Origin of the sequence: Staphylococcus sp. GDX8P54P, assembly GCF_017893165.1 — a bacterium.
Taxonomy (GTDB): Bacteria; Bacillota; Bacilli; order Staphylococcales; family Staphylococcaceae; genus Staphylococcus; species Staphylococcus borealis.
Genome location: NZ_JAESMM010000012.1, coordinates 70,588 through 83,830, shown reverse-complemented (window position 1 = coordinate 83,830; position 13,243 = coordinate 70,588). Strand labels below are relative to the sequence as shown.

9 protein-coding genes are annotated in these 13,243 nt (G+C 32.0%); 8 read left to right on the top strand and 1 reads right to left on the bottom strand.

The annotated features are described in order from the left end of the window. Nucleotides 1-102 precede the first annotated feature (102 nt). The 6 genes from KA909_RS06380 (at nucleotide 103) to sbcC (ending at nucleotide 7,958) form a co-directional block, all read left to right on the top strand. Nucleotides 103-336, top strand: a complete 234-nt coding sequence (locus KA909_RS06380) for a DUF896 domain-containing protein (RefSeq protein WP_193839381.1) — start codon at nucleotides 103-105, stop codon at nucleotides 334-336. A gap of 102 nt (nucleotides 337-438) precedes the next feature. Continuing rightward, entirely contained in the window at nucleotides 439-2,427 is a 1,989-nt protein-coding gene (gene tkt, locus KA909_RS06375) for a transketolase (protein ID WP_210125227.1), read from the top strand. 334 nt (nucleotides 2,428-2,761) lie between these two features. Next, on the top strand, nucleotides 2,762-3,004 hold the full coding sequence (locus KA909_RS06370) for a YneF family protein (RefSeq protein WP_011275855.1): 243 nt from the start codon (nucleotides 2,762-2,764) through the stop codon (nucleotides 3,002-3,004). A 160-nt stretch (nucleotides 3,005-3,164) separates the two neighbouring features. After that, nucleotides 3,165-3,632, top strand: a complete 468-nt coding sequence (locus KA909_RS06365; protein ID WP_193839379.1) for a CcdC family protein — start codon at nucleotides 3,165-3,167, stop codon at nucleotides 3,630-3,632. A gap of 161 nt (nucleotides 3,633-3,793) precedes the next feature. Beyond that, nucleotides 3,794-4,918, top strand: a complete 1,125-nt coding sequence (gene sbcD, locus KA909_RS06360; protein ID WP_193839378.1) for an exonuclease subunit SbcD — start codon at nucleotides 3,794-3,796, stop codon at nucleotides 4,916-4,918. Between the two features lie 4 nt (nucleotides 4,919-4,922). Next, entirely contained in the window at nucleotides 4,923-7,958 is a 3,036-nt protein-coding gene (gene sbcC / locus KA909_RS06355) for an exonuclease subunit SbcC (protein ID WP_210130053.1), read from the top strand. 62 nt (nucleotides 7,959-8,020) lie between these two features. On the opposite strand, the gene mscL is transcribed toward sbcC, so the two are convergent. Continuing rightward, nucleotides 8,021-8,374, bottom strand: a complete 354-nt coding sequence (gene mscL / locus KA909_RS06350) for a large conductance mechanosensitive channel protein MscL (RefSeq protein WP_033080045.1) — start codon at nucleotides 8,372-8,374, stop codon at nucleotides 8,021-8,023. A gap of 190 nt (nucleotides 8,375-8,564) precedes the next feature. On the opposite strand from mscL, the gene KA909_RS06345 reads away from it, so the two are divergent. Further along, nucleotides 8,565-10,202 (top strand): BCCT family transporter, encoded by a 1,638-nt coding sequence (locus KA909_RS06345; RefSeq protein ID WP_075108741.1) that lies wholly within the window; start codon nucleotides 8,565-8,567, stop codon nucleotides 10,200-10,202. A gap of 299 nt (nucleotides 10,203-10,501) precedes the next feature. Continuing rightward, complete coding sequence (acnA, locus tag KA909_RS06340; RefSeq protein WP_193839376.1) at nucleotides 10,502-13,207, top strand: aconitate hydratase AcnA; 2,706 nt, start codon at nucleotides 10,502-10,504, stop codon at nucleotides 13,205-13,207. The last annotated feature ends 36 nt before the right edge of the window (nucleotides 13,208-13,243 follow it).

The following is a 13,243-nucleotide window of genomic DNA, read 5'->3' as shown; positions in this document are numbered from 1 at the left end:
GAAGCTATTGAAATGTCTATAGCTTTTGCCTAGGCCTCTTTTTTGTTATATTCTATGAAGTAAAAGAGAATGAAATAGGAAAATATAGAAAGAGTGATAAAGATGCCTCAAGATAATTTAAATATAGATAGAATTAATGAACTAGCTAAAAAGAAAAAAGAGCAGGGCTTGACGGAAGCTGAAGCTAAAGAACAGTCAAAATTACGTAAAAAATATTTAGAAGCATTTAGAAAAGGATTTAAACAACAAATTGAAAGTACAAAAGTAATTGATCCAGAAGGTAATGATGTTACGCCTGAAAAATTAAAAAAAATTCAAGCACAAAATAAAAAGTAGTAAATTTAAAGTAAGGTTCTTTGAGACTAAACGATTATCAATTACACTATTTTTAAGTTATAATATAACAAATATGATTTAAATAGAAGGGAAGTATTAGAGATGTTTAACGAGAAAGATCAACTAGCGATAGATACTATTAGAGCTTTAAGTATCGATGCAATAGAAGAAGCTAATTCAGGTCACCCTGGGTTACCAATGGGCGCTGCACCAATGGCATACACGTTATGGACACGCCATTTAAATTTTAACCCTCAATCTAAAGACTATTTTAATAGAGACCGCTTTGTATTGTCAGCAGGCCATGGTTCTGCGCTATTATATAGCTTATTACATGTTTCAGGTAGTCTTGAATTAGAAGAATTAAAGCAATTTAGACAATGGGGCTCTAAAACACCTGGACACCCTGAATTCAGACACACTGATGGTGTTGAAGTTACTACTGGTCCTCTAGGACAAGGTTTTGCTATGTCAGTGGGTATGGCATTAGCTGAAGATCATTTAGCTGGTAAATTTAATAAAGATGACTTCAATATTGTTGATCACTATACTTACGTACTAGCATCTGATGGTGACTTAATGGAAGGTATTTCTCATGAAGCTGCTTCATTTGCAGGTCACAACCAATTAGATAAATTAATCGTATTATATGATTCAAATGATATCTCATTAGACGGGGAATTAAACAAAGCATTTTCAGAAGATGTAAAAGAACGTTTCGAAAGTTATGGTTGGAATCACATTTTAGTTAAAGATGGTAATGATCTTGATGCTATTGATCAAGCGATTACGAAAGCTAAATCACAACATGGACCAACGATGATTGAAGTTAAGACAATTATTGGTTATGGTGCGCCTAATGTTAGCGGAACGAATGGCGTTCACGGTGCACCACTAGGTTCAGATGAAAGAAAATTAACATTTGAAGCATATGGTTTAGATCCAGAAAAACGTTTCAACGTTCCAGAAGAAGTATATGAAATTTTCCAAACTACAATGCTAAAACGTGCAAATGAACATGAAGACGCATGGAAAGCATTATTAGAAACGTATTCAAATAAATATCCAGAATTAGCTGATGAATTTAAATTGGCTATTAGCGGTAAATTACCAACAAATTATAGAGATGAATTACCACGCTTTGATAGCGATCATAATGCTGCAACTCGTGCTGATTCAGGAGAAATCATCCAAGCGTTAAGTAAATCTGTGCCTTCATTCTTTGGTGGCTCAGCTGACTTAGCTGGTTCAAATAAATCAAATGTAAAAGAAGCAACTGATTATGATAGAAATACACCTGAAGGTAAAAATATATGGTTTGGCGTGCGTGAATTCGCAATGGGTGCAGCTGTAAATGGTATGGCAGCACACGGCGGTTTACATCCATATGGTGCAACATTCTTTGTATTTAGTGACTACTTAAAACCTGCGTTACGCTTATCAGCTATTATGGGATTAAATTCAACATTTATCTTTACACATGATTCAATTGCAGTAGGTGAAGATGGTCCTACTCATGAACCAATTGAACAATTAGCTGGATTAAGATCTATTCCAAATATGAATGTTATACGTCCCGCGGATGGAAACGAAACAAGAGTAGCATGGGAAGTTGCGCTAGAATCAGAACAAACACCTACTTCATTAGTACTTACACGTCAAAATCTACCATATTTAGACGTTGATGAAGATACAGTTGAACAAGGTGTTCGTAAAGGTGCTTATGTTGTTTTTGAAACAGAAACTAAGCCTGAATACTTGTTACTAGCAACTGGTTCAGAAGTTAGCTTAGCTATTGAAGCGGCTAAAGATTTAGATAAACAAGGTAAAGGTGTACGTGTAGTATCAATGCCAAACTGGTTTGCTTTTGAACAACAATCAGATGAATATAAAGCATCTGTAATTCCTAAAGAAATCACTAAACGTGTGGCAATTGAAATGGCATCACCACTAGGATGGCATAAATATGTTGGAACAGAAGGTAAAGTGATTGGTATTGATCAGTTTGGTGCAAGTGCCCCTGGTGATTTAGTTGTCGAAAAATATGGTTTCACAAAAGAAAATGTATTAAATCAAATTCGTACACTTTAATGATGGAAAAATGAAAGCTTGGCACAAAAAGATAGTGGAAATATTAGTTAATGCCTAGAAGTTAACTAATCTAAGACAGCGTTTGAACATGCCTTCTTAGTCATATATCTTTGTAGGGGCGGGACAATGAATTCAAATTGAATTTTGTCCCGCTTCATTTATTTATAAAAATATATAATTGATTTTAAATTTTTATGTGTAAGTTTAAAAATAAGACTTACATTTGAGTAAGTATTTGTTATGATAACATTTGGATATAGATTTACTAACTAGCTCTTGAAAATAGAATAGTAATTTAGTAAAATTCAGTAGGATATAGAAAGTGGGTGAAACAATGGCAACGTGGTTAGCAATTTTATTAATCATTGTAGCGCTTATCGGTGGACTAGTTGGTGGTTTCTTTTTAGCACGTAAATACATGATGGATTATCTGAAAAAAAACCCACCTATTAATGAAGAAATGTTACGTATGATGATGATGCAAATGGGTCAAAAACCATCGCAAAAGAAAATCAATCAAATGATGACAATGATGAATAAAAACATGGATCAAAACATGAAAAGTTCAAAAAAATAATCTTCTAACGGATTGTAAGACCTTTAAGGTTTACAATCCTTTATTTTTATAGTAAAACATCTTTAGTGTTATTTAAAAAAATTAAAAAGATTTAAAATATCAAATTACTTTTAATTAAGTAATCTCTAGTAAGAGTTTATGAATATAAGAGGGTGTAACGTTGGCATATTTAATTTTTTCAATTGTATTTGCATTATTTATGGGAATCGTGGTAATTTTTATTCGCATGAAAGCACAAAACTTTCCTGTTAATGAAAAGAAAATCATTTTACCACCATTTTTTATGGCTACAGGTGCATTGATGTATGTGATTCCGTACTTTAGATTAACTGGGATGGAAATCTTAGAATCAATCATACTCGGCGTTTTATTCTCTACAGTCCTAATATGGACAAGTCATTTTGAGATACATGGTACTGATATTTATATGAAGCGTTCTAAAGCATTTCCAATTATTTTAATATCATTGTTAATTATACGAACTGTAATTAAAATATTTATTAGTAGTCAAATTGATCCAGGTGAAATTGGCGGTATGTTCTTCTTATTAGCCTTTAGCATGATTGTACCTTGGAGATTAGCTATGTTGTATAAATATAAAAAATTGAAAAGTAGAATTGTAAAATAAGCTAGGGTTAGCATAGCGTGTTTGAAAGAATATAAAGACACATTGTTTGTTAGGTGGAAGACGACTTCTTAATGATATCGTTCCACCTTTTTTTAGTTTGAACTATGAAGTAATTCAGGATATAATAAATACGAACAAATGTTCTTGATGGAGGAGTTAAAATGAAGATTATTCATACTGCTGATTGGCATTTAGGTAAGATTTTAAATGGTAAGCAATTTTTAGAAGATCAACGATACATACTAAACCAGTTTATTGAGAATTTGAAAGACGAGAAACCAGATGTTTTAATCATTTCAGGTGATATTTATGATACGTCTTATCCTAGTAAGGAAACAATTAAACTTTTTGAAGAAACGATTAAAACAATCAATGTAAACATGGAGATTCCGACGATTATAACGAATGGAAATCATGATGGTAGAGAAAGATTAAACTATGGTTCTACTTGGTTTGAGTTTTCACATTTATATATTCGAACGCAACTTCATTCAATGTCTACACCCATAACGATTAATGACATCAACTTTTACACACTCCCATTTGCCACAATTAGTGAAATTAAAGCCTTTTTTAATGACGATGAGATAAAGACCTATGAGCAAGCAACTCAAAAATGTATCGAGCATTTATCAACGCATTTAGATCAAAATCAAATCAATATATTAATTGGCCATTTAACTATTAAAGGTGGTAAAACGTCAGAGTCTGAGAGACCTCTTACAATTGGGACAGTTGAGAGTGTAGAAAAGTCTAATTTTAAAATGTTCGATAGAGTGCTCTTAGGACATTTGCATCATCCGTTTAGCATCACCGATAATGTCATTGATTATAGTGGCTCACTATTGCAATATTCATTTTCAGAGGTTAATCAAGCTAAAGGTTATAAGAGATTAACAATAAAATCAAAAAACAACATTGAAACTAAGTTTGTTCAATTGAAGCCATTGCGAGAATTAGAAGAAATTGAAGGTGACTATATGGATGTCGTACAAGGAAATGTTCCTGTGAAGAGTAAAGACAACTATTTCCATTTTAAATTAAAAAATATGTCACATGTTACTGATCCAATTATCCACCTTAAACAACTATTTCCGAATACATTATCTTTAAGTAATATCACATTTGAAAGTCGAAATGATACCACTTATGCAAATTTTAAAACAACAGATGATCCTACAATCATTAAAAATTTCTTTAAAACGATTACAGATGAAGATTTAACAGAATATCAAGAGAAAAAGATACACCAATTATTAAACCAAGTTATTTATAAGGAGGATTAAATCATTGAGACCAACTAAATTAATACTTAATAACTTTGGACCATTTATACACGAAATGATTGATTTTCAACAAATAAATAATGAACAGTTATTTTTAATTAGCGGGAAAACTGGTTCGGGAAAGACGATGTTGTTTGATGCTATTGTTTATGCATTATTTGGAAAGGCATCAACAGAAGGAAGAAATGAGGGTGAATTGCGAAGTCATTTCGCTGATGGTAAATCACCAATGAGTGTAGAGTATGAATTTAATATCAATGATAAGAAATTTAAAATATATAGACAAGCTGGTTTCGTTAAAGAGGGAAATTCATCGCCAACAGCAGGGAAACTTGATGTATTTGAATTTGATGAAGATAGTCAGTCATATGAATTGCGAGAGAGTAAAATTAGTTCAGGTAATAGTTATATCAAAGAACTATTAGGTATAAATGCGGAGCAATTTAGACAATTATTTATATTACCACAGGGCGAATTTAAGAAATTTTTAGTTTCAAATAGTTCTGATAAACAGAGTATTTTAAGAACGCTATTTAACAGTATACGTTTTGAAGGGATGCAGAATTTATTAATGAATCAAGTTAAAGATGAGAAAAAGCACATTGAAACACGTTATGATCAAATTCAGATGCTTTGGGATGATGTTGAAACATTTGAAGATGATACATTAATTCAATTTAAAGACTTAAATAGTATGCAAACTAAAGAAATTGTTAATGCAATACCTCAATTTGAACAAGTAGGTCAACGTTTAGGTGAAGAATATGAACATCTAAAATCACAGCATTTCGAATCACTTGAATCTATCAAACGCAAGATAGAGTCAAATCATAATTTAATTGATTCATTAAAAGAACTAGAACGTAATAAAAATGAAAAAATTCAACTTGAAAAAAATAAAGCGTATATTGAAGAATTAAAAAGTGAATTACATAAAATAATGGAAGTTAAACCCTTAAGTCATTTATACGATCAAAAAAATGCTAAAGAACAAAAGCTAAAAGATACGCAACAGAAGTTAAATACTATTTTAAAATATTTGGAAGAACTTAATGCAAATTTGAACAAACTCCAAAAAGAACAGAATAATTTAAATGAACAGTCTGAAATGGTTACTAATAAAGCAGCATACGTTGAAAAAACAAAACAATTTTATATGAATTTGAATAAATATCAGAAAGCATTTGAAGAAATTAAACAAAATGATGCGCATCTTAAAAGTAATAATCAAACGCAAGAAGAAAATAGAGTCTTAATCAATAATTTAAATAATGAAATTGCTCAAATAGATGTTAGTAGTGAAAATATTGAAAAACTTAACCAAGTTATATTTGAATTAAAAATGACATATGATAAAAAAATGGCTTTAAAAGAGAGTAAAGATAAATTTCAATTATTAAATCAAAAATATAACGAAACTGAAATTAAAATTAGTGAGGTTAAAGAACAGATCTCAGATTTGAAGGTTGAATTAGAGAAAATAGATAAAACAAATATTGATTTAAATGATAAACAAACATTTATTCAAGAGATTCAAAATGCGCTTCACGTTGGAGACACATGTCCAATATGTGGGAATGAGATTGAATCACTTAATGAGCATATCAACTTTAATGAAATCGCTAGAAATCAAAGTTTAATAAAAAATGTGAATAATGAGTTGAATTCTAAAGTGAATGAGTTAACAAAACTTGAAACGACTTCTGAACATATTAGTAAACAAATGAATGAATTAGAGTTTAATGATGATGAAATTAACGACATTGGTGAAATAGAAGCCCAATTAACAGTAAAAAGTAAAGAAAAAGAAAATCTGCAGCTTCAATTAAAAGAACTTGAGAAATTAAAAAAAGAACTCGAAAAGCAAAAAGACATCTATCATAGTTTACAGATTAAACATGAAAAATTACAATCATTGAAGCAATATTACGAAACATTAATATTGGATTTTAAAGATAATACCAACTACGAAGACATATCAAATTTTGAACAATGCTACATGGAATATGATCAAATTGTTAGTGAATATGTAATGAAGAAAGAAACTTTAGAGTCAGAATTAAACCAAACAAAGCAACAAATTGAAATTGAATCTAATAATTTAAATAATAATCAGCAAGGTATCGAGGAACTTAAACAAGAACTAAATGATTATAGCGACAAGATTAATCAAGAAATGGAACGTATAGGATTAAATTCATATGAAGATGTTGCATCTTTACTTGCTAAGTTAAATAGCAAAGAACAAATTGAAATGAAGATTAAGCAATATGAACAAGATCATCAAAAATTCACATTAGAAATTGAGCGTTTATCTAATATTACGAAAGGTCAAGTACCTGAAGCGGTTGATCAGTTAGACGCTACTAAGACTGAAATTGAAAAACAGTATAATCATTACATGGAAATGAGTGCTACAGTTCAATATAAAGTACAAAGTAATAAAGAAAAATTCAATAGTATAACGAACCATATTAATTATTTAGACAAAGAATTAAAAGAGCAACAAGAAATATTTGAATTATCTGAGGTATTATCAGGCAAAAATAGTAAGAAATTAACATTAGAAAATTATGTACTTATTTACTATTTAGAACGTATCATCCATCAAGCAAATATACGTTTAGAGCGTATGAGTGGAGAAAGATATCAATTAAAACGAAGAGAATCAATATCTCATGGTTATAGTGGTTTAGAAATTGAAGTGTTTGATTTTCATTCAAATAAATCCAGACACATTAGTTCGTTATCTGGTGGTGAAACATTCCAAGCATCACTCGCTTTAGCATTAGGTTTAAGTGAAGTGGTCCAACAGGAATCTGGCGGTATTACATTAGAATCAATGTTTATTGATGAAGGGTTTGGTACGCTAGACCAAGAAACATTAGAAACGGCGCTAGACACTATCGTTAAACTAAAAACGACAGGTAGAATGGTTGGAATTATATCTCATGTGAGCGAACTGAAACAACGCATACCATTAATTCTCGAAGTAACGTCAAATCAATATCAAAGTCAAACCAGATTTAAATGGAATTAAAAAAAATACAATATGGCAACTTAATATCAGTACTATCGTTGCCATATTGTATTTAATTATCATTATTTTGCTCTTAATAAATCGCGAATTTCTGTTAATAAAACAGTATTTTCTTCGATTTCTTCTTCAGGCTCTTCTTTTTTCACTAATGTATTTGCTATTTTTACAAATATAAATAGTGCAATTGCTACAATTATAAAATCAATAATCGATTGAATGAATAGGCCATATTTAATTCCCCAGAATTCCCAATCTTTAGCAAAATCAACTGAGCCGAAAATTTTACCAATTAATGGCATAATAATGTATGTAACTAAAGATGTAACAATTTTGTTGAACGCTGCACCCATAACTACAGCGATTGCTAAATCCAACACGTTACCTTTAAGTGCAAACTCTTTAAATTCTTTAAACATAAACTCAATACCCCCACATAAGAATAAAATATATTATACAACATATAAATATTTTAGTAAATGTTTAATTTAAAAGAAATTTGCTATTGTATAAAGCCTTTGTTATCCTTTAATATAGCGTCTTAAATTACTTCATAGAATATTATCATATGTAAATTAAAATATAGTAAAGGAAAGGAGTAAGTAAATTATGAATTCTTCTTCAGAAGAAACAAAGCATAATAAGAAGTTTTCATCGGTTTTTATCTATAGTGCTATAGTAGTAGCTATTGTGGTATTAATCGGTGCGTTTTTACCGGAGCAATTCGGTACAATTACAGGTAATATCAGTAGTTGGATTACTGAAAAGCTTGGTTGGTATTACATGATTTTGACTACAGTAATTGTGTTCTTTTGTATCTTTTTAATCTTTAGTCCAATCGGTAAACTTAAGCTAGGTAAACCAAACGATAAACCAGAATTTAATACAGTATCTTGGTTTGCAATGTTATTTAGTGCCGGCATGGGTATAGGTTTAGTGTTCTACGGCGCAGCTGAACCTATGGCAGATTTTGCTTCACCACCTAATGCGGATCCTAAAACTACTGAAGCATACACGGAAGCATTACGTTCAACATTCTTCCACTGGGGATTCCATGCTTGGGCAGTATATGGCGTAGTTGCATTAGCATTAGCCTATGCACAATTTAGAAAAGATGAACCAGGATTAATTTCAAGAACATTACGTCCAATTTTAGGTGATAAAGTTGAAGGACCTATCGGAACAGTTATTGACGTTCTTTCAGTTTTCGCAACTGTTGTAGGTGTAGCTGTATCACTTGGTATGGGCGCACTACAAATTAATGGTGGACTTAATTACCTATTTGGCATTCCAAATAATGTATGGGTTCAATCTATTATTATCGTAGTAGTTACAGTTTTATTTATTGCTAGTGCATGGTCAGGTTTAAGTAAAGGTATTCAATATTTAAGTAACTTAAATATTGGATTAGGTACACTTTTAATGATTATTGCTTTAATAATTGGACCGACTGTACTCATCTTTAATATGTTTACTAGTTCAACTGGTAGCTTACTCAATACATTCTTATTCAACAGTTTTGATACTGCAGCGCTAAATGGCCAAAAACGTGAATGGATGTCTTCTTGGACACTTTACTATTGGGGTTGGTGGTTAAGCTGGAGTCCATTCGTAGGTGTGTTCATCGCACGTGTTTCTAAAGGACGCTCAATTCGTGAATTTATTTCAGGTGTATTACTTGTACCTGCTATCATAAGTTTCTTATGGTTCAGTGTATTTGGTGTATTAGGTATCGAAACAGGTAAAAAACATCCTGAGTTATTTGATATGACACCTGAAACTCAACTATTTGGTGTATTCCACCACGTTCCATTAGGAATGGCATTATCACTTATAGCATTAGTGTTAATTGCTTCATTCTTTATTACATCTGCCGATTCAGCAACATTCGTACTAGGTATGCAAACAACATTTGGTTCACTTGAACCTTCTGGTACTGTTAAAGTAACTTGGGGTGTTGCGCAATCATTAATCGCGTTCATCTTATTATTAGCAGGTGGAGGAAATGGTGCTGACGCATTAAATGCGATTCAAAGTGCGGCAATCATAAGTGCCTTCCCATTCTCCTTTGTAGTAATAATGATGATGATTAGTTTCTATAAGGATGCAAATAAAGAACGTAAATTCTTAGGATTAACACTACAACCAAATAAACATAGACTTGAAGATTATGTTAAATATCAGCAACAAGATTATGAATCTGATATTTTAGAAAAGCGTGAATCAAGAAGAAACGCTGAAAAATAATATTAGGTAATCGTAATTAAGTTTATTGCCTTCAAGCACTTAACCAGTGCTTGAAGGCAATTTTTTTATTGAAGCAGCTACAACAATTTGTATATTAATGAAAATCATTCTCAATTAATAATATTTACTTATAGTAGGTTGCTTATATGATAAGAATAACTTATATACACTGATTAAAAATGCGAAAGCTAAATCACGTGAAATATAAGTATATAGAGTTGTTTTGAAAATCATATAATTATACAATTTATTTAAAGGCATATAAATATGAATTTTTAATATTCAAGGGGGATATACAAATGACTTCAAACATTAAGCAACAAGCTAAAAAGACATTTGAAGCGAATGGCCAGTCATATACGTATTATGATTTAAAGAGTTTAGAAGACCAAGGCTTAACGAAAGTAAGTAAATTACCTTATTCAATTCGTGTTTTATTAGAATCTGTCTTAAGACAAGAAGATGAATTTGTCATTACAGATGAACATATTAAAGCTTTGGGTAACTTTGGTAAGGAAGGGAACGAAGGTGAAGTACCTTTTAAACCATCTCGTGTTATTTTACAAGACTTCACAGGTGTTCCTGCAGTAGTAGACTTGGCATCATTACGTAAAGCAATGAATGATGTTGGTGGGGATATTAATAAAATCAACCCAGAAGTACCAGTAGACTTAGTTATTGACCACTCTGTTCAAGTTGATAGCTATGCTAATCCAGATGCATTAGAAAGAAATATGAAATTAGAATTTGAACGTAACTATGAACGTTATCAATTTTTAAATTGGGCAACTAAAGCATTTGATAACTATAATGCTGTTCCCCCTGCTACAGGTATCGTTCACCAAGTAAACCTAGAATATCTTGCAAATGTGGTACACGTTCGTGACGTTGATGGAGAACAAACGGCATTTCCAGACACACTAGTAGGAACTGACTCTCATACAACGATGATTAATGGTATTGGTGTACTTGGTTGGGGTGTTGGTGGTATCGAAGCTGAAGCGGGGATGTTAGGCCAACCATCATACTTCCCAATTCCTGAAGTAATTGGTGTACGTTTAACTAATTCATTACCTCAAGGTTCAACAGCTACTGATTTAGCCTTACGTGTAACACAAGAACTACGTAAAAAAGGTGTAGTAGGCAAATTTGTTGAATTCTTTGGACCAGGTGTAACGGATCTACCTTTAGCAGACCGTGCAACAATTGCCAACATGGCGCCTGAATATGGTGCAACTTGTGGTTTCTTCCCGGTTGATGAAGAGTCACTTAAATATATGAGATTAACTGGACGTAAAGAAGAACATGTTGAATTAGTAAAAGCATACTTAGAGCAAAATAATATGTTCTTCACTGTAGATAAAGAGGATCCAGAATACACAGATGTTATCGATTTAGATTTATCAACTGTTGAAGCTTCATTATCAGGTCCAAAGCGTCCACAAGATTTAATTTTCTTAAGTGATATGAAAAAAGAATTTGAAAAATCTGTTACTGCACCAGCTGGTAACCAAGGACACGGATTAGATCAAAGCGAATTTGATAAAAAAGCAGATATTCAATTTGCAGATGGATCTACTGCAACAATGAAAACAGGTGATATAGCTATTGCAGCGATAACATCATGTACTAATACATCTAACCCATATGTTATGTTAGGTGCAGGATTAGTTGCTAAAAAAGCTGTTGAAAAAGGCCTTAAAGTACCTGAATTTGTTAAGACTTCATTAGCACCGGGTTCAAAAGTTGTAACTGGTTACTTACGTGACTCAGGTTTACAAGAATACCTTGATGATTTAGGTTTCAACTTAGTTGGTTACGGTTGTACAACATGTATCGGTAACTCTGGACCGTTATTACCAGAAATTGAAAAAGCAGTGGCTGAAGAAGATTTATTAGTAACATCAGTATTATCTGGTAACCGTAACTTTGAAGGTCGTATTCATCCATTAGTTAAAGCAAACTATTTAGCTTCTCCTCAATTAGTAGTAGCTTATGCATTAGCTGGTACAGTTGATATTGATTTACAAAATGAACCTATCGGTAAAGGTAAAGATGGTGAAGATGTATACTTAAATGATATTTGGCCTACTATTCAAGAAGTTGCGGATACTGTAGATAGTGTTGTAACACCTGAGCTATTCCTAGAAGAATATAAAAATGTATATAACAACAATGAAATGTGGAATGAAATCGATGTAACAGATGCTCCTTTATATGATTTCGATCCAAACTCAACATATATCCAAAATCCATCATTCTTCCAAGGTTTATCTAAAGAACCGGGTACAATTGAACCGCTTAAAGACTTAAGAGTGATGGGTAAATTTGGTGACTCAGTAACGACTGACCACATTTCTCCAGCAGGTGCTATCGGTAAAGATACACCAGCAGGTAAATATTTATTAGATCACGATGTACCTATTAGAAACTTTAACTCATACGGTTCTCGTCGTGGTAACCATGAAGTAATGGTAAGAGGTACATTTGCGAATATTCGTATTAAAAACCAATTAGCGCCAGGTACTGAAGGTGGATTCACAACATATTGGCCAACTGATGAAGTAATGCCAATTTATGATGCTGCTATGAAATATAAAGAAGACGGTACTGGTTTAGCTGTTTTAGCAGGAAATGATTACGGTATGGGTTCTTCTCGTGACTGGGCTGCAAAAGGTACAAACTTATTAGGCGTTAAAACAGTTATCGCTCAAAGTTATGAACGTATTCACCGTTCTAATTTAGTTATGATGGGCGTGTTACCATTACAATTTAAAGATGGTGATTCAGCTGATTCACTTGGTTTAGATGGTAGAGAAGCAATTTCAGTAGACATCGATGAAACTGTTCGTCCTCATGATATTGTTAAAGTTCACGCTAAAAAAGAAAATGGCGACGTTGTTGATTTTGAAGCAATCGTCCGTTTCGATTCTCTAGTTGAATTAGATTACTATCGTCATGGTGGTATTTTACAAATGGTTTTAAGAAACAAATTAGCACAATAAATTAATATGTGAAGCCATGCTGACTTTATGTTGGCA

Bases quoted from the DNA above. Each gene is read 5' to 3' on its own strand.
- KA909_RS06380 (WP_193839381.1), top strand. From the start codon at position 103: ATGCCTCAAGATAATTTAAATATAGATAGAATTAATGAACTAGCTAAA.
- tkt (WP_210125227.1), top strand. From the start codon at position 439: ATGTTTAACGAGAAAGATCAACTAGCGATAGATACTATTAGAGCTTTA.
- KA909_RS06370 (WP_011275855.1), top strand. From the start codon at position 2,762: ATGGCAACGTGGTTAGCAATTTTATTAATCATTGTAGCGCTTATCGGT.
- sbcD (WP_193839378.1), top strand. From the start codon at position 3,794: ATGAAGATTATTCATACTGCTGATTGGCATTTAGGTAAGATTTTAAAT.
- mscL (WP_033080045.1), bottom strand. From the start codon at position 8,374: ATGTTTAAAGAATTTAAAGAGTTTGCACTTAAAGGTAACGTGTTGGAT.
- KA909_RS06345 (WP_075108741.1), top strand. From the start codon at position 8,565: ATGAATTCTTCTTCAGAAGAAACAAAGCATAATAAGAAGTTTTCATCG.
- acnA (WP_193839376.1), top strand. From the start codon at position 10,502: ATGACTTCAAACATTAAGCAACAAGCTAAAAAGACATTTGAAGCGAAT.